The sequence below is a fragment of the Corynebacterium ureicelerivorans genome (genome assembly GCF_000747315.1).
Taxonomy (GTDB): domain Bacteria; phylum Actinomycetota; class Actinomycetes; order Mycobacteriales; family Mycobacteriaceae; genus Corynebacterium; species Corynebacterium mucifaciens.
In genome coordinates this window covers 1,867,647-1,889,607 of sequence record NZ_CP009215.1, presented here as the reverse complement: position 1 = coordinate 1,889,607, position 21,961 = coordinate 1,867,647, and the positions used below count along the sequence as shown (strand labels likewise).

Here is a 21,961-nt window from a genome sequence, read left to right as displayed (position 1 = left end):
TCCTAGTGGCGCGCGGCTGCTTGAGCGATCTGGTCCACCACGGAATCCATGTAGTCCAGGAAATTCGTGCCGGCAGGCGGGATCTCGCTGATCTCCACCACGTCCACCCCGTGCTCTCTCGCCGCCTCGACAATGCGGTCGGCGGCGCTAGTGGTGGACTGCGGGTTATACACCAGCAGATCCAGCTCGCCTGCCTCGATCGTCTCTAGGAACGCGGCGATGTCCTGCGCGGACGGCTCCGACTCGTTGAGCGCGGCGTGAAGGTAGCCATCCGGGGTGACATCGTGCAGCTCAGTGCCGTAGATCAGGCCCGTCGCGATCGGCTCCGTCGCCGCGAGGCGGACGCTGCCGATCTCCGCGAGTTTGGCCTCCACGGCATCCATTCGCGCCTCCACGTCTGCCGCCGAGCCGCCTGCCCGCTGCGCCACCTCCCGGGCAACCTCCTTGACCTTGCCCGGGTTGAACCAAATGTGTTCGATGCTGTCGAGGTCCTCGGTGCCGTGGCTGTGGTCGTGTTCTGCGCCATCTTCGGCGGGCGGGATAGCGAAGACGACCTTGTCTTGCTCGGCAACCGAGTACAGGCTGTGGTCGTACCCGCCGCCGTTCGCCACGAGCGTGTCGGCAGCCTTGACCTTGGCTAGGTCCTGCGCCGTCGGCTCGAAGTGGTGCGGATCGACGTCTGTGCCGGTGATGATCGCGTCCACGTCTGTGCCGGTGACCGCGGCCGCCACGTCCGCCCACACGCCGGTTGTCGCGAGCAAGTCCGGCTGTGCGTTGCCGTCGCCTTCCTCGGTTGCGGTGCAGGCGGTGAGCAAGGTTGCGGCGGCGACGACGGCCACGATTTTGGGGTTTCGCATGGAGTGCATCTAACCATTATTGAAAACGGTTTTCAATTTGAATGGCGCGCACTCCACACGAGGAGGCGCGCTAGCGCAGGCCCCACTGCTTCAGCCGTTCGTTCACCGCACCAGGCATGAGGAAGTGGAGCACGCCAAGACTCGCCGCAATCCCTGCGAGCACGCCCAACAGAATGCCCAGGACGGTGCTCATCGGGTATTGCTTGGTGCTCATTCCGCCACCGGCCTGCGGGTCGTGCTTCTCCGCTGTGGAAAAGCCCACCTTCACCGGGTCGTGGTCGGAGGAACGGAACGGGTTGCCGTAGCCGTAGAGCTTGTCATCGCCCTCGCCGAAGAAGTCCTGCGCGTTGTAGTTACGACGGGAGTACTCGAACGCGACCGGTTCGTCGCCGTTGATGTTCCACACTGCGGAATCCTGGATGAGCTCAGTTGCCGCAGCGTTAGCCAGAACGTGATCCAGGGTGCCCAGCTGACCAGCGAACTGGTAGGACGCCTGGTCATAGTCCTTCTCGGACTCGACGATGTTGAAGCCGTCTTCGACCAGCTTCGTGATCGCGTCTTCCTTGGTGTAGGCGTTGAAGTCGCCCACGAAGAAGGTCGGAAGCTCCGCCCACTGGTTCTGCTCGCCAAGGTGCTTCAGCAGCGCCTCAGACTGGCGGGTGCGCACGTTTGCGTTGTTGCCCTGGCCGTCGCCTTTATCTCCGTCGCCCTGCACGACGGAGCCCTTGGACTTGAAGTGGTTGACTACAGCCACGAAGTTCGTGTCTTCGTCGTTACCGACGGTGTCGAACTCTTGAGCCAGTGGCTGGCGCGCGGTGCGGCTGAACGCCTCGTCGTCGAAGATGATGGACTCGCCGACCGGCTCCACCTTCGCCGGCTGGTAAATGAACGCGACGCGGATGACGTCTTCGTCGGTACCCAGCTTCTCCGGGGACTCCACCAGCGCCCACTTGTTGGGTTCCTTGGCATTGAGCGCCGCTACGAGGTTTTGCAGCGCTTCGTCGCGCTTCGCTACGTCGCCCGTCACGGTTGCGGTGTTTTCGATTTCAGACAGGCCGAGCACTGCGGTGTCCAGCTTGTTGATGGCGGTGACGATCTTCGCCTGCTGGTCTTGGAAGGCATCCTGGGAGAAGGCGCCGCGAACCTTGCAGTTGTTCGCGCCGACGGGCTGGCCGTTGATGTCGTTGTACGCCTTGCACCCCTGCTCGTCCCTGCCCAGCGAGCTGAAGTAGTTCAGCACGTTGAAGAAGCCGATAGAGTAGTCGCCCTCTACGGTGTCCGGCACGTCGTACGCAGCACCGCGGGAATCCTCCCAGGCAATGGGCAATTCCTCCGCCGCGTTCTTGCCGGTGATCGGCTCGAGCGGCTGGAAACGCCACTGGTTGAAGGAGTAGTCCACCACCACGTCGGTTTGGAAGTCCACCTGGTCGCCGGTGCGGATGGACTTCACGCCGCCCTCGGAGGTGACGATGTACGGCAGCGGCGTGTGCTTGTCGGTGCGGAAGTAATCCTTGGTGCGGCCGTCGTCGAGGTACACCACTTCCGCATCCTGCTTCGCCTGGAGCTCGGCCGCGGGAGCACCCGGGGCGACGACGTCCGTCGGTGTGCGGTGCGCGCGCTCGCCCGGCGCCAGGCCAAGCTCACCATAGGTGTTGAGCGTGTAGTTGTTGGTCACCGTGTACGGCCCCTTCGGGCGCACGAGCATGCCCTCGTACGGTTCGCGGGCCTCGTCGCCAGCGGGAAGGGTCTCGATCTCCACAGCCTTCGGCACCTCGAGAGCATTGTCGAGCGTATCCATCGACGCCATCGTGATCTGCGTCTGTGTGAAGTGCTCGCCCACCTGGCCGGACACACGGACGGATTCTCCGCGCTGCGGATAGTCGGTGTTCGTGTTCATGTACACGAAGATGCCGTCGGACGCGTCGCCCGGATGCTTCTCGGAGCCGGAGCCGCCAGCCTGCAGGAAGAAACCGCTCTTCCCGCCCGCCTCGTAGACGGCGGTGACGACGCCTTCGGTGGTGACCGTCTTACCCACCAGCGGAGAAGCTGCGCCGGTGCCCTGGATGTCGGCGATCCGGGTGACCTCACCCAGCTGCGGCGTCGGGTTCTCCGGAGCAGGGTCGACAGGTGTTTCGCCCGCACTGCCAGAATTCTGCGGTGTCGGCTCCGCGACTAGGAAGTCGTCCGCGTTGTTGTCGGTGTCTTTGCCCGCTTCCTTGCGCTGGACGGACGTCCCGTTCGTGGTGCCGCCCGCAGCTTTCCCTTCCGGGTTCGAGGCGCTGCCCCAACCCACGCGGTCAATCTCGCGGTCGCCGCTGGACAAGACGGCGATGGCTGCCTTGGCGCCGAAGTTGAACCCCGCCTCCTGGTCGGGAGTAGGAAGCGCGTCACCCGACCCGCTTTCGCCACGGTTGCCCTGAACGAGGAAGTACCCGCCAGCGGGCACAACACCGCTCAGAGTCACCTTCGAGCCGGAGTTGCCGGCAGCGGACTGCTGGTCCAGCACCCAGCCGGTGACGTCAATGTCCTGGTCGGTCGGGTTGTACAGCTCGACGAAGTCGTGGGTGTACTTCGCGCCCGAGTTGCCTCCGCCGCCGTAGGTCTCGTTGATGACGACGCTGGAGCCGTCCGGTGCCGCCGATGCGGTCGGTGCGACGACGGACACGGTGCCGGCTGCAAGCGCGACGATGAACGTTGCGCTGAGAACCTTGTTATTCATGAAAAACCTCTTGGGGAAGCGGTGGGAAAAGCTGAAGCCACGTTAAATTAACGCTGGTTTACGCACTCCGCTCAGCGATGCGGCGCACGTTGCAAAGAATTCACCGCCCGTTCACCGTGGGCAGTTCACCAAGGGTTTCGGGGCGTGTCGGGCCGTCCGATATACTGACGCGCGTACCGCAACGGACGATCAACCTCCCGAAACGTGAAGGATTCTCATGGCACGAGTCGTTGTCAATGTCATGCCCAAGGCTGAAATTCTTGACCCGCAGGGTCAGGCGGTGCTCCGTGCACTGGGCCGCATCGGGGTCGAGGGGGTGACCGACGTTCGCCAGGGCAAGCGCTTTGAAATTGAGGTGGATGACTCGGTCTCTGACGCCGAGCTGCAGCGCATGGCCGAGACGCTGTTGACCAACACTGTGATCGAGGACTTCGAGGTTGTGCGATGAGCGCAACCATCGGAGTCATTACTTTTCCAGGCACGCTGGACGACGTTGACGCGCTGCGCGCCGTCCGCCTCGCCGGTGCGCAGCCTCGCCAGCTGTGGCACGCGGACGACGACCTGACCGGCGTCGACGCTGTTGTCGTTCCGGGTGGGTTTTCCTACGGCGACTACCTGCGCTCCGGGGCAATTGCCGCGCAGGCGCCGATGATGGGTGCCGTCGTGGAGGCCGCGAAGAAGGGCATGCCGGTGCTGGGTATCTGCAACGGTTTCCAGATTCTTACCGAGGCAGGACTGCTGCCGGGCGCGCTTACGCGCAACCAGGGGCTCAATTTCCACTGCGTGGACACCTACCTCGAGGTGGCGAACAATGCGACGGCGTGGACGGGGCAGCTGGGCGAGCGCATTTACGTGCCGGCCAAGCACGGCGAAGGGCGCTTCCAGGCCGCGCCGGAGACGATCGAGGCGCTGGAAAAAGAGGGGCGCGTGGTGTTCCGCTACACGGACAACTTCAACGGCTCCATCAACGGCATCGCCGGCGTGACCAACGAGACCGGCCGTGTCGTCGGCCTCATGCCGCACCCCGAGCACGCCATTGAGACCCTCACCGGCCCGTCCACGGACGGCCTCGGCTTGTTCACTTCCGTTATCGACGCGATTTCGAAGATCGGAGCGTAAACCCGAAATGACCGTGCACAACGACACTGTCCAACACGCCTTCGACACCCCGGACCTGGCGCAGCCGTACGCCGAGCTGGGGCTGAAGGACGACGAGTACGCCAAGATCAAGGCCATCCTCGGCCGCCGGCCTACCGACGCGGAGCTGACGCTGTACTCCGTCATGTGGTCCGAGCACTGCTCCTACAAGTCCTCCAAGACGCACCTGCGCTACTTCGGCCAGACCATGACCGAGGAGATGGCGTCCAAGATCCTCGCCGGCATCGGCGAGAACGCCGGCGTGGTGGACATCGGCGGCGGCGACGCGGTGACGTTCCGCGTGGAAAGCCACAACCACCCGTCCTTTGTGGAGCCCTACCAGGGCGCAGCCACCGGCGTGGGCGGCATCGTCCGCGACATCATGGCCATGGGCGCCCGCCCGATCGCCGTGATGGACCAGCTGCGCTTCGGCCCGATCGACGCCGACGACACCAAGCGCGTCCTGCCGGGCGTCGTCCACGGCATCGGCGGCTACGGCAACTGCCTGGGCTTGCCCAACATCGGCGGCGAGACCGTGTTCGACCCGGCATACGCCGGCAACCCGCTGGTCAACGCCCTGTGCGTGGGCACGCTGAAGGTGGAGGACCTCCACCTCGCGTTCGCCTCGGGCACCGGCAACAAGGTCATCCTGTTCGGCTCCCGCACTGGCCTGGACGGCATCGGCGGCGTGTCCGTGCTGGGCTCCGCCACCTTCGAGGAAGGCGCGGAGCGCAAGCTCCCGGCTGTGCAGGTCGGCGACCCGTTCGCGGAAAAGGTGCTCATCGAGTGCTGCCTCGAGCTCTACGCCGCGGGCGTGGTCGAGGGCATCCAGGACCTCGGCGGCGGCGGGCTGTCCTGCGCCACCTCTGAGCTGGCGGCATCGGGCGACGGCGGCATGACCGTCAACCTCGACAACGTGCCGCTGCGCGCCGAGAACATGTCGGCCGCAGAGATCCTCGCCTCCGAATCCCAGGAACGCATGTGCGCGGTCGTGGCACCGGAGGACGTGGACAAGTTCATGGAGATCTGCGCGAAGTGGGACGTGCTTGCTTCAGTCATCGGCGAGGTCACCTCCGACGCGGATCGCCTCCAGGTGTTCCACAACGGTGAGCTCGTCGTCGACGCGCCGCCGTCAACCATCGACGAGGGCCCGGTGTACGAGCGCCCCTACGCCCGCCCGGATTGGCAGGACGCGGTGCAGGCCAAAGGTGGTGTCGAGAAGCAGGGCGACATCAAGGACGCATGGTTGAAGATGGTCGCATCGCCGGCGCTTTGCTCGCGCGACTTCATCACGGAGCAGTACGACCGCTACGTGCGCGGCAACACCGTGCAGGCCAAGTACGCCAACTCCGGCGTGCTGCGCATCAACGAGGAGACCAACCGCGGCGTGGCCGTGTCTGCGGACGCGTCCGGCCGCTACACCTACCTCGACCCGAACATGGGTGCCCGCCTCGCGCTGGCGGAGGCGTACCGCAACGTCGCCGTCACCGGCGCCACCCCGGTTGCCGTGACCAACTGCCTCAACTTCGGTTCCCCGGAGAACCCGGACGTGATGTGGCAGTTCCGCGAGGCGGTGCACGGGCTTGCCGACGGCTCCGCCGAGCTCGCCATCCCGGTCTCCGGCGGCAACGTGTCCTTCTACAACCAGACTGGCGAGACGCCGATTCTGCCCACTCCGGTTGTCGGCGTCCTGGGCGTGATGGAGGATGTGGAGCAGGCCATTCCGCACGCCTTGCCGTCCGCGGACGAGCAGTACACCCTCATCGTGCTGGGCGAGACCAAAGACGAGTTCGGCGGCTCTGTGTGGCAGGACATCTCCGGTGCGGGCCTGTCCGGCCTGCCGCCGCAGGTGGACCTGGCCAACGAGGCGCGCCTGGCCGCGTTCTTCGCCGACAACGCCGCTGGCATCGCCGCCGCCCACGACCTGTCGGAGGGCGGCCTGTCGCAGGCGGTGTTCGAGCTGCTGCTCGGCTCGGACAAGGGCGCGCAGTTGCACCTGAACGGCGTGCACGAGGACGCTTTCACCGCACTGTTCTCCGAGTCTGCTTCCCGCGTCTTGGTCGCCGTGACCTCTGACCGGGCGGAGGCCGCCGTGGAACAGGCGACCGCAGCCGGTATCCCGGTGGCGGTGCTGGGCGAGACCACCAACGACGGCGTGCTTCGCGTGGCAGGCCAGGAGATCGCGATGCTCGAGCTCGCTGGCGCGTGGGCCGCGACGATGCCGTCGCACTTCGCAGCGGCGACTGCGCCAAACGCGGCGGTGTAGCAGCGGCCCAGTTTGCGGGCCTAGAACGTCCGCTGCGTCGCGGGAAGCGGCTTCACCAGCGGCACTGGCTCGTACTGCGCGCGCAGGTCTTTCAGCGTTTGGGTGTGCTCCCACAGGCGCTTGTCTTCCTCCGTTACCGGCGTGAACGTGCGGGCGGGAAGGGGGTTGCCGTCGATGTCAATGCCGATGTAGGTAAACGTCGCGTGGATCGCGTCCACGAGGTTCTCGCGCCCGCCGCGTGGGTCGCCGGCGCGCAGATGCACGGAGGTGTGGATGGAGCGCGAATCCGTGCGGGTGATGCGGGCGTCCACCTCGATCAGGTCGCCGATGTGCACCGGGTGGTAGAAGCGGATGCCGCCCGCGTAGACCGCCACGGTGCGCTCCCCGGACCACTCCATGGTGCAGGACATCCCGGCCTCGTCGATCCACTCCATAGCAGTGCCGCCGTGGACGTTGCCGCCCCAGTTCACGTCCGTTGGCTTGGCCATGAAGCGGTGCACGATGCGCGGGGCGGTGGAGTCGTCGGTGTAGGTCTGCGCCTCCATCTCAGCTTCGATGGCCTTGCGCAGCTCGATGCGCGACTTCGCGGCCTCGGCCACCCGCTTTTCTTCCTCGTCGGTGGGCACGAACGTCGGCACGGCCATGGATTTGCCGGTTGCCGGGTCCTTCGCCACGAACACCACGAGGCAGTCACAGGCGCGGGTGAATACGCCCTCGCGCGGGTCCGCGGAGAGCACCTCGTTGACAATGTGCATGGAGGATCGGCCCGTCATAGCAATGCGCGAGCGAACCTCCACGATGTGGCCGGAGGGGATCGGGCGCGTGAAGTGGATGTGGCCCACGTACGCGGTCACGCAGTATGTGGCGGACCACTGAGCGGCGCAGGCGTAGGCGGCCTTGTCAATCCATTCCAGTACGCGACCGCCGGAGACGCCCTGGGCGCCGTGGTGCAGCACGTCGGTCGGAGAGGCCATGAATCGCAGGGTCACGGAGGGGGAGCGCTCTGGGGCGACGGGGGTATTCGGCATGCCGCCACCTTAATATGGCTCACCATGGTGCAGAAGCAGGACCCGGCGCTGACGCGCCAAGCGATTCAGCAGGTGGCGGGGTGGCTTGAGGGGGGCGGCGCGGAGCCGTCGAGAAGCGAGCTGGCAAACGCGTGCCGCCGCACCGCCCGCACCCTCGCCGAGGAGCTGCCAGGCCACTCCGTGGAGCTGCGCGTGCCGCCGTTTGTGGCGGTGCAGTGCGTCGAGGGGCCCCGCCACACCCGCGGCACGCCGCCGAATGTGGTGGAGATGGCGCCTGAGACGTGGCTGCGGCTCGCCACCGGCCTGACCACTTTCGAGGCGGAGGTGGGGCGGGGGACTATCGACGCCTCCGGTTCCCGCGCGGCCGAGATCGCCGCCGGGCTTCCGGTGATTGCGCTGCACTGACCCCGCTCGGATACAGTGTTGGGCGTGCTTACGCAGAGCTCTCAACCAAGTCTTGAACCAAGCCAGCAAGCCGGCTTCGACAACGACAGCCCGCGCGACGAGTGCGGCGTGTTCGGCGTGTGGGCGCCGGGTGAGGACGTAGCCAAACTGAGCTACTTCGGCCTGTTCGCCCTGCAGCACCGCGGCCAGGAGGGGGCCGGCATTGCGGTGGGGGACCAGGACAAAGTGGTGGTGTTCAAGGACACCGGCTTAGTCAGCCAGGTCTTCGACGAATCGGTGCTGGAGGCGCTCCAGGGTGAGGTGGCTATCGGCCACACCCGCTACTCCACGGCGGGCGGCAACTCCTGGGAGAACGTGCAGCCGATGTTCCGCACCTCCCCCAACGGCACCGACATTGCGCTTGCCCACAACGGCAACCTGGTCAACTACAAGGAGCTGCAGGAGGAGGCAATTGCGAAGAAGCTGATCCCGGCCTCCGGCGTGGAGGGCCAGGGTTCCTCCTCCGACACCGCGGTGGTGTCCGCGCTGTTGGCGGATCTGGTCACCGAGGACAAGACGCTCATCGACGCCGCGCGTGAACTCCTGCCCCGCATCAAGGGCGCGTTCTGCTTCATGGTCACGGACGGGCGCACCCTCTACGCCGCGCGGGACCCGCACGGCGTGCGCCCGCTGTCCCTGGGCCGCCTCGACGGTGGGTGGGTCGTGGCCTCCGAGACGTGCGCCCTGGACATCGTGGGCGCGTCGTTCGTGCGCGACATCGAGCCGGGCGAAATGGTGGCTATCGACGAAACCGGCGTGCACTCCGAGCGGTTTGCGGAGACGCCGAAGGCGCACTGCGTCTTCGAATACGTCTACGTCGCGCGCCCCGACTCCGTGATCGACGGCCAGACGGTGAACAGCTCGCGTATTGAGATCGGCCGCCGGCTCTCGCGCGTTAGCCCGGTGGAGGCGGATTTGGTCATGCCCGTGCCGGAATCCGGCACGCCCGCGGCCATCGGCTACGCCGAAGCCTCCGGCATCCCGTTCAAGCAGGGCATGATGAAAAACGCGTACGTGGGCCGCACCTTCATCCAGCCCTCCGACTCGCTGCGCCAGCTGGGCCTGCGGTTGAAGCTCAATCCGGTGCGCGAGGTGATCGAGGGCAAAAAGCTCGTGGTGGTGGACGATTCCATCGTGCGCGGCAACACCCAGCGCAAGCTCATCCGGATGCTGCGCGAGGCCGGGGCGGCCGAGGTGCACGTGCGCATCGCCTCCCCGCCAGTGAAGTGGCCGTGCTTCTACGGCATCGACTTTGCCAGCCCCGGCGAGCTCATTGCCAACCACGGGCACACGGACAGCGACGAGGAAATCGCGGAGTCTATCCGTACGATGATCGGGGCAGATTCGCTCGCGTTCGTGCCTATCGACGACATGATCGCCGCCTCGAACCAGCCCAAGGACAACCTCTGCGCGGCGTGCTTTACCGGCGATTACCCGCTCGGCCTGCCGGACGGCAACCCCAACGCAGACCTGGTCCGACGCATGCAGAAAGGTGCAGAAGCCTAATGAGTACTGAACACGATCCAGTTTCCTACGAGGCCGCCGGCGTCTCTATCGAGGCCGGCGACAAGGCCGTCGAGCTTTTCGCCCCGCACGCCAAGCGGGCCACCCGCCCGGAGGTCCGCGGCGGCCTAGGCGGGTTCGCCGGCCTGTTCGCGCTGGGGAAGTACAAGGAGCCGCTGCTGGCGGCGGGCTCCGACGGCGTGGGCACGAAGCTCGCCGTGGCTCAGTCTATGGACAAGCACGACACCATCGGCATCGACCTAGTGGCCATGTGCGTGGACGACCTGGTTGTCTGCGGTGCCGAGCCGCTGTTCCTGCAGGATTACATCGCCATCGGCAAGGTCGTGCCGGAGAAGGTCGCCGAGATCGTGTCGGGCATCGCCGAGGGCTGCGTCCAGGCCGGCTGCGCGCTGCTGGGCGGCGAGACCGCTGAGCACCCGGGCGTGATGGACCCCGAGGAGTACGACGTTTCCGCCACCGCCGTCGGCGTCGTCGAAGCTGCCGAGCTGCTCGGCCCGGATAAGGTGCGCGAGGGCGATGCCATCATCGCCATGGCGTCCTCCGGCCTGCACTCCAACGGCTACTCCCTGGCCCGCCACGTGCTGCTCGAGCGCGCAGGCCTGCCGCTGGACGCGGAGATGGAAGAGCTCGGCCGCACGCTGGGCGAGGAGCTGCTGGAGCCGACCCGCATCTACGCCCTGGATTGCCTCGCACTGGCCGCCGAGTGCGACGTGCGCACCTTCTGCCACGTCACTGGCGGCGGGCTCGCCGGCAACATGGAGCGCATCATCCCGGAGGGCCTCGTGGCGGAGATGCGACGCACCACCTGGACCCCGGGCCCGATCTTCCGCACCATCAAGTCCGTCGGCCAGGTGCCGGACGAGGAGATGGAGAAGACGTTCAACATGGGCGTGGGCATGGTTGCAGTGGTCAGCCCGGAGGACCGGGATCGCGCCCTGGCTATCCTCGCCGCGCGCCACATCGACGCCTGGGATCTCGGCGAGGTCCGTGCCGCCGGCGAAGGCGATGACAAACGCGCCGTGCTGACCGGATCCCATCCGCAGTACTAGCAACGTCAAAAGGGCACCCCGGCTGGGGTGCCCCTTTTCGTCGTAGGTGGAGGCTTAGCGGTTGTCGTCCTCGTCGTCCCACTTGGCGTAGTCCGCGTACTGGTCGTCCACCTCGGTCTCATCGTTGTCCCAGCTGCGTCGCGGCGCTTGGCCTGCGAGTTCCCGCTGCAGGGAATCCAGATCCATTTCAGGAGTGTTGTACTTCAGCTGGCGAGCAACCTTGGTCTGCTTGGCTTTCGCGCGTCCGCGGCCCATGGCGTGACCCCCTTGAGGTGGTTTTTGGGCGGCCTTCGAATCGAGGCGGCCTCATACTTATTTACGATATTTTCCTGTAGGACACTATAGCCTGCGCCCGGGAAAAATGCGCCTTAGGGGTCTGAGCTGGTCTTACTCGTCGTGGCCCGGGCCGCGGCGCAGCTTATCGACGGCTCTGCGTCCCGCGTGCTCGCCTTCATCCGCCGGCAGCGACGACGGGTCGACGGACGCCGCCGTGCCCCCGATGTCCAGCGGCGCGCCCAACGCGGAGCGCTTCACCAACGCCAGCGCCACCGGGCCCTCGTCCGCGTCGTGGACCACGGTGCCCAGGCGGCCGACCTTGCGCCCGCCCGCAGTGATCTCCGCGCCGGTTTCCGGCTCGGTCGGGGCGGAGCCATCGAGCTGCAGCTTGACCAGCAGCCTGGGGGAGCGGCCCAGGTTTTCCACACGCGCGACCGTTTCCTGGCCGCGGTAGCAGCCCTTCTCTAGGTGCACGGCGCGGATCGCCTCACCGCGGTTGATCAGGTTCGGCGCCTCGTGGGGGATGGACTTCTCATCCAGATCCGCGCGCGTCTCCGGTTCCCCGGCGGCGACGCGGAAGGCGGTGAACGCCATCAGGCCCGCAAGCGGGAACTGCTGGGCGATCTCGCCCACGTGCGCTCGAGGCACCGCGATGTCGGTGCGGCCCACCCCGCCCCAATTGTCCAGGCGGCGGGTGAACACCTGGCCGGCGTCCACTGGCCCCACAGGCCCGAGGATGCTCAGCACCGCAAGATCGGTCTCTTCCACAGTCACGTCGGACCAGAAGACCATCTTGCGCAGGAACGCTGCGAAGGATTCGCCCTGGTAAGAGGGGACGTCGAGGTAGTACACGCCGTCCGCCAGCGCCACGTCTGCGTGGTGGAGGATGCGCCCCTGCGCGTCGAGGTCGAGGGCCGAGGCGGCAAAGCCGTCGGCGACGGTGTCGAGCTTCTGCGACAGCAGGTTGTTCAGGAACCCCGGTGCGTCGGGGCCGGAGACCGCGATGACGGCGCGGTTGGAGCGGTCCACCAGCGTCGGCTCGGTGATGCGCTGTTCGCCGAGCGGGTTGCCGTAGTGCCAGGGCACCCCTTCGGCGTCGAGAAGCGATGGCCCCGGCAGCTCTTGGGCGCCGGGGAGTGCAAGTAGCTCCGATGCGTAAGCCATGGGGGCCTATCATAGGGGAACTATGGCTTCTTCCCAGCTCCCGGCCGAACCCGTCATCTACCTCGTGGAGCCGTTCGGCGGCTCCGTGCGGAGGCAGAACCCGAACATGCCGCACGTGTTTTGGGACGATGCGGCCGTCACCCGCGGCGACGGCGTCTTCGAATCCATCCTGGTGCGCGGCGGCGCGCCCGTGAACCTGGACAAGCACCTCGCGCGCTTCGCCCGCTCTGCCGCGCTGATGGGTCTGCCTGAGCCCGGCCGCGAGCACTGGACCCGTGCGACGGAGGAGGCGGTTGCAGACTACTGCCGCGAGCGCGGGGGTGAGGCGGGCGTGGCGGTTGAGGCCAAGTGCACCTGGACTTTAACGCGTGGGCGCGAAACCACCGGCGTTCCCACCGCGTGGATCACTGTCCGCCCCCTGCCGAAGGAGGTGCTGCGCCAGCGCGAGCGGGGCGTGAGTGTGGTGACCACCCCGCGGGGTTACGCCGTGGACGCGGACGTGCCGTGGATGCGCGAGGGCGCGAAGACCCTCAACTACGCGTTGACCATGGCCGCGCTGCGCTGGGCGGGGGAGCAGGGCGCGGACGACATCATCTATATCGACCCGGGCACCGGGCGCGTGCTCGAGGGTGCGACGTCGAGCGTGCTGATGGTGAAGAAGGGCGGCCGCATGCGCACGCCTGCGCCGGGTGCGGGCGTGCTGGCCGGCACCACGCAGGCCGCGATCTTCGAGCGCGCAGAGCGGGCCGGGTGGAAGTGCAAGGCGAAAGACATCTACCTCAGCGAGCTGTTCAAGGCCGAGTCCGTGTGGCTAGTCAGCTCCACCCGTATCGCCGCGCGCGTCAAGCGCCTCGACGGCACAAAGCTGCCCGCCCCCGGCAACGAGTCGGAGATCAAGCAGCTCATCGAAAGCGCGCTGGCTTAGCCCGCGACGCGCTTCAGCTCGGCGGACATGTAGGGCACCATCTCGCCGTCGACGACGCGCTCGTCCACCCAGCCCAGGTTGTTGTTGGGCATCAGGCCGTACAGCCGCTTCCCGGGGCCGTGGGCGGCGGGGCCGGTCTCAGTGGCGATGGTGGAGGCGCTGGTGATCTGCCATGCGCGCTCGTTGACGGGCTCGCCGTAGAGGACCTCCACGAGGCCACGGGAGTTAGTCAGCGTCACCTCGATCTCGTCCTTCGGCGAGATGCGCCAGAAACCCACCTCGCGCTGGTCTGCGCCGGTGGCGTTGCCCTCGCTGTCCAGGCGCCAGGTGCGTGATTCAAAGCGCAGGTAGTTCTCGCCGTCGTGGGAGATGACCAGCTGCTGGCCAAAGGCGTACTCGCCGCCTTCCGGGTCGGAGGGGTCGTTGGCCTGGCCGGAGCCAGACCACACGCCGACGAGGGGGAGCAGCGCCAGCAGACCGTCGTGAAGCGACGGCCCGTAGCGCAGGTTGGCGGTGTCCGCCTCAAGCGGCATGTCGTCGAAGCCGAGCTCCGGAATGTTGCGATGGGCAGTCGCCTTCGACTGCTCGGCCGCGAGGTTCACGGCCTCGTTGCCGTCCAGCTTCTGCTCGTTAGTGTTTGCGTTTTCAGCCATGGTTCTCAAGCGTAGACGCTCGCGCCAGCGGCTCGAGATCCGCCGGTTCCACCACGGTGTTTACGCGGTCGTGGGAAAACTCGAGCGAGCCGCCGTTCAGCTGCACGAGGTCGGCCGGCCCGCCGAGCGGCAGCGTGCGGGTGTCCAGGTCGAAGGTGAAGCCGTCGAGGACAGCTTGCTCATCGCCGTCGGGGACCTCGAGCAGCTGGCTCGGCCGCATGTGAAACACCCCGTCGGCTAGGCGCAGGGTCACGATCACGGTGGCGGGCTGATCCGCGCCGGGCACGGTGCCGGTCAGGCGCGCCTCGCTGGCTACGCCGCCGGCGGGGGAGATGTCGTACGGGTTGGCTATGTCTAAATCCGTGATGCCCAGCAGCTCGCCGAAGCCCACCCCGTCCAGCCGGATGCGGCGGCGCACGAGGCGGGCGTTGGCACCCACAATCTCCCCGTGCAGCGCGTCTTTCGGGGTGTCCAGCTCGAGGTTGAACAGCTCCACGCTCGCCGTTCCCACACCGGGCCCGGGGATGTCGGCGTCGGTGCGCCGCACGGTCACCCGCGGGATGCGCCCGCTCACGCCCGACAGCGCAAACGGGGTGGCTGTGACCTGCGCTTCGGCGCCGGCCGGGGCGAGCGTGCGCTCCACCTGGGAGGCGACGGCCGTGTCCGCCAGCCCAAGGGCGGCGACGAGCGCGAGCACGACCATGACCGTTCTCCGCACCGCGACCTCTTTTCCGCACGTAGCCTTAAAAGCTATGACTGCAGACATCCTAAGCGCCCACCTCCCCGGCGACCGCGTACGACCCCTGCTCGAAGCCGCCGAAGCGGCTGACGGCATCGCGGCTTTTTCGGAAGCTTTCGTGCAGGGGCTTGACGACGAGCGCGTGCGCCACACCCACCTCATTGTGGAAGACAGCGGGGAGGTGATCGCCTGCGCGGGCATCGCCGAGGACGGCTCGGCGGAGCTCGTTGTGCATCCGCAGCGCCGACGCGAGGGCGTCGGCGAGGCGCTGGCGGAGGCGGTGCGCGAGCAGCGGCCGAACGCTGGCCTGTGGGCGCACGGCAACCTCCCCGGGGCGCAGGCGCTCGCCGAAAAACTCGGGTTCACGGTTGACCGTGAGCTTTTGGTGATGGGCATCGCCGCCGAGGAGATTCCGGCGGGCGGCGCCGAGCTGCCGGAGGGGTTCGAGGCGCTGGATTACGCCAGAGCGGTCGAGCGGTGGGGGCGCGACGCCGTCGATAGGCAATGGCTTGAGGTGAACAACGATGCGTTTTCGTGGCACCCGGAGCAGGGGGGCTGGGATCTGGAGCACCTGCGGCGGGCGATGGAGGCGGAGTGGTTCGACCCGGCGGGTGTGCAGCTGCTGTTCTACGGGAAAGAGCTCGCCGGGTTCCACTGGACCAAGCGGCACCCGGATGGGACTGGTGAGGTGTATGTGGTTGGTCTTGCCTCACGGTACCGGGGGGAGGGACTGGGGGGACCGCTGATGCAGATGGGGCTGAATTACCTTATTGGGGGTGGATCTGCGCAGGTCATCCTCTACGTGGAGGCGGATAACCAGCCTGCTGTCAGGCTGTACCGCCACCTCGGTTTCGCTGTGCGTGAAAGTCACGTGGTCTACCGGTAGCCTGGCTACCACCTGCAGAAATCGAGTGGGCCGAAGAAATTCACCAGTTGTTCACTTAACTGGCTACCGGCCATTAACCAGGTTTCCGTAGGTTTGCTCTCGTGAGTAATTGGATAGTTGTATCCAATACTCGAAACTGACCTGTTTGTACCGGAAAGGTATCCCGTGATTCGTAACTTCAAGCGCACCGCCGCAATCGCCGGCGTCGTTGCAGTATCTTCCGCCTCCCTCGTCGCTTGTGGCGACTCCGACGACAACGCAGAGTCCACCGCTGTTGAGTCTGCGACCGAGGCTGCCTCCTCCGACGAGAACAACGACAACGACGACGACCAGAACTCTGGCGAGTACGAGCTGACCGGCCAGGAAGGCACCCTGGTTGCTGAGGGTGCATCGTCCCAGCAGAACGCGATGGACTACTTCGCGTCCGTCTACGCATCCGAGGTTCCGGGTGCGCAGCTCGCGTACACCCCGTCCGGCTCCGGTGCTGGCCAGAAGAACTTCATTGCTAACCAGGCTGTGTTCGCTGGCTCCGACTCCCCGCTGAAGGACGACCAAATCCAGGCTGCTGCTGACCGCTGCGGCGGCAACGAGGCTTGGCACCTGCCGTTCGTCGTCGGCCCGGTTGCCATCGCCTACAACCTGGACGGCGTGGACGAGCTGAACCTGACCGTCGACAACATCGTCGAGATCTTCCAGGGTGTCATCACCACCTGGAACGACCCGAAGATCGCTGAGAACAACGAGGGCGTCGATCTCCCGGACACCCCGATCAACGTCTTCTACCGCTCCGACGAGTCCGGCACCTCCGACAACTTCCAGAAGTTCCTGGCCGCCGCCTCCGACGGCAAGTGGGAGTCCACCGGCAAGGCGTTCCCGAACGCTGTGGGCACCGGCGCGAACGGCTCCTCCGGTGTGGCACAGGAGGTCAGCGCAACCGACGGTGCGATCACCTACGTGGAGGCTGGCTTCGCTGACAAGACGGCCAACATCGACTTCGGCAACGGTCCGGTCGAGCTGACCGAAGAGGCCGTGGAAAAGACCCTGGACAACCTGGAGTTCACCACCGAGGGCCACAACATGGTCGTCGACTCCGAGAAGCTGTTCACCACCGACGCCGAGGGTGCGTACCCGCTGGTGCTGACCACCTACGAGATCGTCTGCTCCGCCGGCTACGACGAGGAGACCTCCAACATGGTCAAGGACTTCCTCAACGTCGCACTTGACAGCCAGGACGAGGAGCTCGCCGACGAGGGCTTCATCCCGGTCAAGGGCGCACACGCTGAGCGCCTGCGCGAGGCGATCAACGCCATCCAGTAAGTCACTCTGGAACCCGGTCTCTGCGGTCTAGGGCCGTAGGAGGCAGATAGACCCCCCACTGATTCCGATCACGGGGGTCTCTCTATGCGGCGAAGCGGAGGGAACCCGCTTGCGCCGCCGACCACAACGTTTCATCTTCGAAGGATTCGAGCACATGGCTGACAACGAACTGCCGGCTTCCGAGCACGACGACCGCGGCGCAGGGCCCGCGACAAAGACCGATCCTGTAATTCAAGACTCCACGGGCGCCCCAGTGAGTAAGGGCGAAGATCCCGCGACCGAGAACACGCCGATTGCGGGGGGTGCCAGCAACGGCGCCGGCGTGAAGCGCCCGGGCGACCGCGTCTTCGAGTTCCTCTCCACTGCCTCCGCAACCCTGATTACTGTGCTTGTCGCGGCTATCGGCATCTTCCTGCTCATCCAGGCGCTACCGCCCTTGCTGCGCAACGACGGTGGCCTGGCGGGCTTCTTCACCTACGGCGGCCAGTGGCAGACGTCCAACCTGGATGCGATGCAGTTCGGTATCCCGAACCTGTTCTTCTCCACGGTGACCATTTCGGTGATCGCGCTCGTGATCGCAATGCCGATCGCGCTCGGTGTGGCGCTGTTCTTGTCCAACTACTGCCCGCCAAACCTGGTGCGTCCGCTGGGCACGCTGGTGGACATGCTGGCCGCCGTGCCGTCCATCGTGTACGGCCTGTGGGGTGCGCAGGTGCTCGGCCCGCTGCTGGGCGACTTTTACAGCTGGGTTAACAGCTGGGGCGGCGACTTTTTCTTATTCGCCACCTACCAGAACTCCCCGCCGTTCTCTACGGCCCGCAACATGATGACTGGCGGCATCGTGCTGGCCATCATGATTCTGCCGATCATCGCCGCGACCGCGCGAGAGATCTTCGTGCAGACCCCTCCCGGCCAGATCGAGTCCGCGCTCGCACTGGGCGCCACCCGCTGGGAAGTCATCCGCATGACCGTGATCCCGTTCGGCATGTCCGGCTTCATCGCGGGCTCCATGCTGGGCCTGGGCCGCGCACTGGGCGAAACCATGGCGCTGTACATGGCCGTCGCACCGGCGAACGAGTTCCGCGGCTCCCTGTTCGACGGCGGCACCACCTTCGCTACCGCGATCGCCAACGCCGCGGCGGAGTTCAACAACCCGGTTTCCGCGGGCGCCTACATCGCCGCCGGCCTGGTGCTGTTCTTGCTCACCTTCATCGTCAACTCGATCGCCCGCGCGATCGTCAACAAGTAAGGAGCGGAAGGTAAAAATGTCTACTGCAGTACCGAACAACGGCTCCTCCCAGGTAGCCACCCAGCAGCCCGCTCCGTCCACCCGCTCATCGCGCGGCGGCGACAACCCGTTCACGGACATCGCCTCCGGCCGCAAGACCACGAACTCCATCATGGGCGGCCTCATGTGGCTGTGCATGATCGTCGCTCTGATTCCGCTTGTGTGGCTGCTAGTCACGGTGGTCTCCCGCGGCATGGGCGCCGTGCTCGACCCGGCCTGGTGGACCGAAGACATGGTCGGCGTGCGCTCCTCCAAGCCGGGCGGCGGCGCACTGCACGCCATTGCCGGCACCATCATGCAGACGCTGATCGCGTCGCTGATCTCCATCCCGATCGGCATCTTCACCGCCATCTACCTGGTGGAGTACTCCAACGGCAACAAGTTGGGCAAGCTGACCACCTTCATGGTGGACATCCTTTCCGGCGTGCCCTCCATCGTCGCGGCGCTGTTCGTCTACGCCCTGTGGATCACCATCCTGGGCCAGCAGCGCTCCGGGTTCGCGGTGTCCCTGTCGCTGATCTTGCTCATGATCCCGGTCGTGGTGCGCAACACCGAGGAGATGCTGCGCGTGGTGCCCATGGACCTGCGCGAGGCGTCCTATGCACTGGGCGTTCCAAAGTGGAAGACCATCGTGCGCATCGTGCTGCCGACGGCGCTATCCGGCATCGTCACCGGTGTCATGCTCGCCATCGCCCGTGTGATGGGTGAGTCCGCCCCGGTGCTCATCCTCGTCGGCTCCACGCCGACCACCAACTGGTTCAACATGTTTGACAAGCCGCAGTCCTCGCTGCCGCTGTTCATGCTGGACATGTGGAAGTCCGGTGCCACCGGCCCGGCAAACGACCGACTCTGGGGCGCGGCGCTGACGCTCGTGATCCTCGTTGTCACTCTCAACCTGCTCGCACGCTTTGTGGCGAAGCGCTACTCGGTCAAGAAGTAACCCACCCGCGTACCCCTCCAGGAGAAACCCAGATGTCTACCAAGCTCGAACTCAACGACGTCAACATCTACTACGGCGACTTCCACGCCGTGCAGAACGTCAACATGCAGATCCCGGCGAAGTCCGTCACGGCCTTCATCGGCCCGTCGGGCTGCGGCAAGTCCACCGTGCTGCGCACCCTCAACCGCATGCACGAGGTCATCCCGAACGCGTCCGTGAAGGGCGAGATCCTGCTCGACGGCCACGACATTTACGGCAAGGACGTCGACCCGGTTGCCGTGCGCAACACCATCGGCATGGTGTTCCAGAAGGCCAACCCGTTCCCGACCATGTCCATCGAGGACAACGTGGTCGCGGGCCTGCGCCTCTCCGGTGAAAAGGACAAGAAGAAGCTCAAGGAGGTCGCGGAGCAGTCCCTGCGCGGCGCGAACCTGTGGGACGAGGTCAAGGACCGCCTGGACAAGCCGGGCGGCGGCCTCTCTGGCGGCCAGCAACAGCGCCTGTGCATCGCCCGCGCCATCGCGGTGCGCCCGGAGGTGCTCCTGATGGACGAGCCGTGCTCCGCCCTGGACCCGATCTCCACCCTCGCAGTGGAGGACCTCATCCACGAGCTGAAGAACGACTTCACCATCGTCATCGTGACGCACAACATGCAGCAGGCAGCCCGTGTGTCCGACAAGACCGCGTTCTTCTCCCTCGAGGCCACCGGTAAGCCGGGCCACCTGGTGGAGTTCAACGACACCACCACCATCTTCGAAAACCCAGAGCAGAAAGAGACCGAAGACTACATCTCCGGCCGCTTCGGCTAGAGCGTCCCGTCAGCCGCGCGTGCGGAATTTCCGCTCGATGGTGGCGAACTTCTGCTCCGGGTCGTAATCCACCTCGTCGCGCTGGCGGAGGTACGCCTCGGGCTTAAGCCCCGTGATCAGGAAAACCATGCGGCTGGCGACGCTGACGCAGCGGTCCGCGTAGCGCTCGTAGTAGCGCGCCAGCATGGACAGGTCGACGGCCTCGCGGGTGGAGTACTCCCACTCCCGGTCCGAGACCAGGCTGTACAGGTAGGCCTTCATGTCGTCGACACCCTCGTCGATGGTGTGCAGTTCCACGGCAACGTCGGCGTCGGGCTCGACGAGGAGCTGGCGGGTCGTCGCACCCATCTCGTAGACGAGGCGGGCGAGTTCCTCCACGTAGCCGTGCAGGGCCTCCGGGTACACGGGGTGGGGGTGGCGCTGCCGGGCCAGCAGCGCGATGTTTCGCGCGAGCGACCCCATGCGCTCGAAGCTTTCCACGATGTAGATCGCGGACACGACCTGGCGGAGGTCCGAGGCGACGGGGTTCTGCAGCGCCAACAGACGCATGCTGCGGTCCTCGCAGCGCTCACTGATGTCTTTCAGCGAGTCCGCCTCTGTGAGCGCGGCCTCGGCGTCTTCCAAGGACCGCTCCAGTAGCGCGGCGGTGGCGTGGCCCATGATCTCGCGCACGGTGTCGCACATCTCAAGAACGTCCTGGTTAAACGCCTCGAGGTGCTCCCTGTACTCAGTGCGCAGCATGCGTTTGTTACTCCGCGGGGACCCGGACCTATCCACCGTTATTCTCAATCTCCGCGCCCTCTGGCACGGTGTCGTCTTCCGGGTCCTCGAGCCAGCCCTCGGGCAGCGCGATTTTGCCGGCGGAGCCTTGACGCCCGCGCGCGTCGTCGGCGTGCTCGGCCATCTCGTTAGAGCCCGCAATCGGGGCCAGGCGCTCGCGCAGTTCTGCCAGACTGGTCACCTGCGCCAGGGACTTGCGGAATTCGCCACCGACTGGGAAGCCGCGCAAGTACCACCCGGTGTGCTTGCGGATGTCACGGCACGCGTGCTCCTCGCCGTCGTGCTGCGCCAAAAGCTCCGCATGGCGGTAGATGATTCGTGCGACCTCGCCGAGCGTCGGCTCTGGCGGGATGTCCTCACCACGCAGCTGAGCGCCCAGCTGGGCGAACAGCCACGGGCGGCCCAGGCACCCGCGCCCTACCTCGACGCCGTGGGAGCCGGTGAGCTCCATCATCTTCGCGGCGTCGTCGGCGGCGAAAATGTCGCCGTTGCCGATAACAGGCACGCCCGTGCCGTCCATGTGCTCAACCAGCCGGGCGATTTCATCCCAGTGGGCCTCGCCGGAGTAGCGCTCCGCGCCCGTACGTGCGTGCAGGGCGACGGCGGCCGCGCCGGATTCGGCGGCGATCCGCCCCGCATCCAGGTGCGTCTGGTGCTCGTCGTCGATGCCGATACGGAACTTCACCGTGATCGGAATGCCGGAGCCCTCCGCGGCGCGCACCGCGGCGTCCACGATGTTGCCGTAGAGGCGGCGCTTGTACGGGATGGCGCAGCCGCCGCCCTTGCGCGTCACCTTGGGCACCGGGCAGCCGAAGTTCATGTCCACGTGGTCGGCGACGTCTTCCTCCACGATCATGCGCACCGCCTCGTAGGTGAACTTGGGGTCTACGGTGTACAGCTGCATCGAGCGCGGCGTCTCCACCTCGGCGAAGGTGGTCATGTGCAGCGTCTTCGGGTTGCGGGCCACCATCGCCCGCGCGGTAATCATCTCGCAGACGTACAGACCTGAGGAGGTACCGGTGAGTTCCTCTTCAATCTCCCGGCACAGCACGCGAAACGGCATGTTGGTCACCCCGGCCATCGGTGCGAGGATGACGGGGGAGCTCAGGTCAATGCCGCCGATGGTTAGGGCGGGGGCAACTGCAGTCATAGTGACGCCC

The 21,961-nt window shown here is 66.2% G+C and carries 21 protein-coding genes; 12 read left to right on the top strand and 9 right to left on the bottom strand.

From position 1 onward, the window contains the following. Positions 1 to 2 precede the first annotated feature (2 nt). On the bottom strand, positions 3 to 857 hold the full coding sequence (locus tag CUREI_RS09355) for a metal ABC transporter solute-binding protein, Zn/Mn family (protein WP_038614368.1): 855 nt from the start codon (positions 855 to 857) through the stop codon (positions 3 to 5). A gap of 70 nt (positions 858 to 927) precedes the next feature. Then, a complete protein-coding gene (locus CUREI_RS09350) occupies positions 928 to 3,576 on the bottom strand; it encodes an ExeM/NucH family extracellular endonuclease (protein WP_038612955.1) in 2,649 nt (882 codons plus the stop codon). Between the two features lie 217 nt (positions 3,577 to 3,793). Between CUREI_RS09350 and purS the strand changes: the two genes are divergently transcribed. The 3 genes from purS to purL are packed head-to-tail and all read left to right on the top strand — an operon-like array spanning position 3,794 to position 6,979. After that, the gene (purS, locus tag CUREI_RS09345) at positions 3,794 to 4,024 is read left to right on the top strand and encodes a phosphoribosylformylglycinamidine synthase subunit PurS (RefSeq protein ID WP_074432067.1); all 231 of its coding nucleotides are present in this window, start codon (positions 3,794 to 3,796) and stop codon (positions 4,022 to 4,024) included. Further along, on the top strand, positions 4,021 to 4,695 hold the full coding sequence (gene purQ / locus CUREI_RS09340; RefSeq protein ID WP_038612952.1) for a phosphoribosylformylglycinamidine synthase subunit PurQ: 675 nt from the start codon (positions 4,021 to 4,023) through the stop codon (positions 4,693 to 4,695). Before purS ends, purQ begins: the two co-directional genes overlap by 4 nt. Before the next feature lie 7 nt (positions 4,696 to 4,702). Continuing rightward, complete coding sequence (purL, locus tag CUREI_RS09335; protein WP_038612950.1) at positions 4,703 to 6,979, top strand: phosphoribosylformylglycinamidine synthase subunit PurL; 2,277 nt, start codon at positions 4,703 to 4,705, stop codon at positions 6,977 to 6,979. 20 nt (positions 6,980 to 6,999) lie between these two features. Here purL and CUREI_RS09330 read toward each other — a convergent pair whose 3' ends face one another. Continuing rightward, complete coding sequence (locus tag CUREI_RS09330) at positions 7,000 to 8,007, bottom strand: acyl-CoA thioesterase (RefSeq protein WP_038612948.1); 1,008 nt, start codon at positions 8,005 to 8,007, stop codon at positions 7,000 to 7,002. Between the two features lie 24 nt (positions 8,008 to 8,031). On the opposite strand from CUREI_RS09330, the gene CUREI_RS09325 reads away from it, so the two are divergent. The 3 genes from CUREI_RS09325 to purM are packed head-to-tail and all read left to right on the top strand — an operon-like array spanning position 8,032 to position 11,024. Beyond that, the gene (locus tag CUREI_RS09325) at positions 8,032 to 8,412 is read left to right on the top strand and encodes a sterol carrier family protein (protein WP_038612946.1); all 381 of its coding nucleotides are present in this window, start codon (positions 8,032 to 8,034) and stop codon (positions 8,410 to 8,412) included. Positions 8,413 to 8,436: 24 nt separating this feature from the next. After that, positions 8,437 to 9,957, top strand: coding sequence for an amidophosphoribosyltransferase (purF, locus tag CUREI_RS09320; RefSeq protein WP_051952319.1), 1,521 nt, complete (start codon positions 8,437 to 8,439; stop codon positions 9,955 to 9,957). Then, a complete protein-coding gene (gene purM, locus CUREI_RS09315; protein WP_038612943.1) occupies positions 9,957 to 11,024 on the top strand; it encodes a phosphoribosylformylglycinamidine cyclo-ligase in 1,068 nt (355 codons plus the stop codon). The genes purF and purM overlap by 1 nt, the downstream gene beginning before the upstream one ends. A 54-nt stretch (positions 11,025 to 11,078) precedes the next feature. Here purM and CUREI_RS09310 read toward each other — a convergent pair whose 3' ends face one another. Further along, on the bottom strand, positions 11,079 to 11,279 hold the full coding sequence (locus tag CUREI_RS09310; RefSeq protein WP_038612941.1) for a DUF3073 domain-containing protein: 201 nt from the start codon (positions 11,277 to 11,279) through the stop codon (positions 11,079 to 11,081). 132 nt (positions 11,280 to 11,411) lie between these two features. Beyond that, positions 11,412 to 12,464 (bottom strand): CAF17-like 4Fe-4S cluster assembly/insertion protein YgfZ, encoded by a 1,053-nt coding sequence (gene ygfZ / locus CUREI_RS09305; protein ID WP_038612939.1) that lies wholly within the window; start codon positions 12,462 to 12,464, stop codon positions 11,412 to 11,414. A 22-nt stretch (positions 12,465 to 12,486) separates the two neighbouring features. Between ygfZ and CUREI_RS09300 the strand changes: the two genes are divergently transcribed. Further along, positions 12,487 to 13,389: an aminodeoxychorismate lyase gene (locus CUREI_RS09300; RefSeq protein ID WP_038612937.1), complete on the top strand. Its 903-nt coding sequence runs from the start codon at positions 12,487 to 12,489 to the stop codon at positions 13,387 to 13,389. Here CUREI_RS09300 and CUREI_RS09295 read toward each other — a convergent pair. Together CUREI_RS09295 and CUREI_RS09290 are read right to left on the bottom strand one after the other, a co-directional pair. After that, the gene (locus tag CUREI_RS09295; RefSeq protein ID WP_038612935.1) at positions 13,386 to 14,042 is read right to left on the bottom strand and encodes an FABP family protein; all 657 of its coding nucleotides are present in this window, start codon (positions 14,040 to 14,042) and stop codon (positions 13,386 to 13,388) included. The two genes, CUREI_RS09300 and CUREI_RS09295, sit on opposite strands and share 4 nt — an antisense overlap. Continuing rightward, entirely contained in the window at positions 14,035 to 14,760 is a 726-nt protein-coding gene (locus CUREI_RS09290; protein WP_236627185.1) for an LmeA family phospholipid-binding protein, read from the bottom strand. Before CUREI_RS09290 ends, CUREI_RS09295 begins: the two co-directional genes overlap by 8 nt. 34 nt (positions 14,761 to 14,794) lie before the next feature. On the opposite strand from CUREI_RS09290, the gene mshD reads away from it, so the two are divergent. The 5 genes from mshD to pstB all read left to right on the top strand — a co-directional run bounded on the left by mshD (position 14,795) and on the right by pstB (position 20,021). Beyond that, positions 14,795 to 15,667 carry a mycothiol synthase gene (gene mshD / locus CUREI_RS09285; RefSeq protein WP_038612931.1) on the top strand — a complete coding sequence of 291 codons (873 nt, stop codon included), beginning with the start codon at positions 14,795 to 14,797 and terminating at the stop codon, positions 15,665 to 15,667. 165 nt (positions 15,668 to 15,832) lie between these two features. After that, positions 15,833 to 16,984, top strand: a complete 1,152-nt coding sequence (gene pstS, locus CUREI_RS09280) for a phosphate ABC transporter substrate-binding protein PstS (protein WP_038612929.1) — start codon at positions 15,833 to 15,835, stop codon at positions 16,982 to 16,984. Between the two features lie 154 nt (positions 16,985 to 17,138). Next, positions 17,139 to 18,233: a phosphate ABC transporter permease subunit PstC gene (gene pstC / locus CUREI_RS09275; RefSeq protein ID WP_038612927.1), complete on the top strand. Its 1,095-nt coding sequence runs from the start codon at positions 17,139 to 17,141 to the stop codon at positions 18,231 to 18,233. A 151-nt stretch (positions 18,234 to 18,384) separates the two neighbouring features. Continuing rightward, entirely contained in the window at positions 18,385 to 19,212 is an 828-nt protein-coding gene (gene pstA, locus CUREI_RS09270; protein ID WP_038614365.1) for a phosphate ABC transporter permease PstA, read from the top strand. A 32-nt stretch (positions 19,213 to 19,244) separates the two neighbouring features. Then, positions 19,245 to 20,021 (top strand): phosphate ABC transporter ATP-binding protein PstB, encoded by a 777-nt coding sequence (pstB, locus tag CUREI_RS09265; RefSeq protein WP_038612925.1) that lies wholly within the window; start codon positions 19,245 to 19,247, stop codon positions 20,019 to 20,021. Between the two features lie 9 nt (positions 20,022 to 20,030). On the opposite strand, the gene phoU is transcribed toward pstB, so the two are convergent. Beyond that, positions 20,031 to 20,762: a phosphate signaling complex protein PhoU gene (gene phoU / locus CUREI_RS09260; protein WP_330216988.1), complete on the bottom strand. Its 732-nt coding sequence runs from the start codon at positions 20,760 to 20,762 to the stop codon at positions 20,031 to 20,033. Positions 20,763 to 20,790: 28 nt separating this feature from the next. Beyond that, positions 20,791 to 21,951 carry a tRNA dihydrouridine synthase DusB gene (gene dusB / locus CUREI_RS09255; RefSeq protein WP_144242450.1) on the bottom strand — a complete coding sequence of 387 codons (1,161 nt, stop codon included), beginning with the start codon at positions 21,949 to 21,951 and terminating at the stop codon, positions 20,791 to 20,793. Between the last annotated feature and the right edge of the window lie 10 nt (positions 21,952 to 21,961).

Excerpts from the sequence above, each read along its gene's own strand:
- pstC (WP_038612927.1), top strand. The coding sequence starts at position 17,139 with ATGGCTGACAACGAACTGCCGGCTTCCGAGCACGACGACCGCGGCGCA.
- CUREI_RS09355 (WP_038614368.1), bottom strand. The coding sequence starts at position 857 with ATGCGAAACCCCAAAATCGTGGCCGTCGTCGCCGCCGCAACCTTGCTC.
- CUREI_RS09330 (WP_038612948.1), bottom strand. The coding sequence starts at position 8,007 with ATGCCGAATACCCCCGTCGCCCCAGAGCGCTCCCCCTCCGTGACCCTG.
- purL (WP_038612950.1), top strand. The coding sequence starts at position 4,703 with ATGACCGTGCACAACGACACTGTCCAACACGCCTTCGACACCCCGGAC.
- mshD (WP_038612931.1), top strand. The coding sequence starts at position 14,795 with ATGACTGCAGACATCCTAAGCGCCCACCTCCCCGGCGACCGCGTACGA.
- CUREI_RS09350 (WP_038612955.1), bottom strand. The coding sequence starts at position 3,576 with ATGAATAACAAGGTTCTCAGCGCAACGTTCATCGTCGCGCTTGCAGCC.
- ygfZ (WP_038612939.1), bottom strand. The coding sequence starts at position 12,464 with ATGGCTTACGCATCGGAGCTACTTGCACTCCCCGGCGCCCAAGAGCTG.
- pstA (WP_038614365.1), top strand. The coding sequence starts at position 18,385 with ATGGGCGGCCTCATGTGGCTGTGCATGATCGTCGCTCTGATTCCGCTT.
- phoU (WP_330216988.1), bottom strand. The coding sequence starts at position 20,762 with ATGCTGCGCACTGAGTACAGGGAGCACCTCGAGGCGTTTAACCAGGAC.
- CUREI_RS09295 (WP_038612935.1), bottom strand. The coding sequence starts at position 14,042 with ATGGCTGAAAACGCAAACACTAACGAGCAGAAGCTGGACGGCAACGAG.
- CUREI_RS09325 (WP_038612946.1), top strand. The coding sequence starts at position 8,032 with ATGGTGCAGAAGCAGGACCCGGCGCTGACGCGCCAAGCGATTCAGCAG.
- CUREI_RS09310 (WP_038612941.1), bottom strand. The coding sequence starts at position 11,279 with ATGGGCCGCGGACGCGCGAAAGCCAAGCAGACCAAGGTTGCTCGCCAG.
- CUREI_RS09300 (WP_038612937.1), top strand. The coding sequence starts at position 12,487 with ATGGCTTCTTCCCAGCTCCCGGCCGAACCCGTCATCTACCTCGTGGAG.
- purM (WP_038612943.1), top strand. The coding sequence starts at position 9,957 with ATGAGTACTGAACACGATCCAGTTTCCTACGAGGCCGCCGGCGTCTCT.
- dusB (WP_144242450.1), bottom strand. The coding sequence starts at position 21,951 with ATGACTGCAGTTGCCCCCGCCCTAACCATCGGCGGCATTGACCTGAGC.
- purQ (WP_038612952.1), top strand. The coding sequence starts at position 4,021 with ATGAGCGCAACCATCGGAGTCATTACTTTTCCAGGCACGCTGGACGAC.
- pstB (WP_038612925.1), top strand. The coding sequence starts at position 19,245 with ATGTCTACCAAGCTCGAACTCAACGACGTCAACATCTACTACGGCGAC.
- purS (WP_074432067.1), top strand. The coding sequence starts at position 3,794 with ATGGCACGAGTCGTTGTCAATGTCATGCCCAAGGCTGAAATTCTTGAC.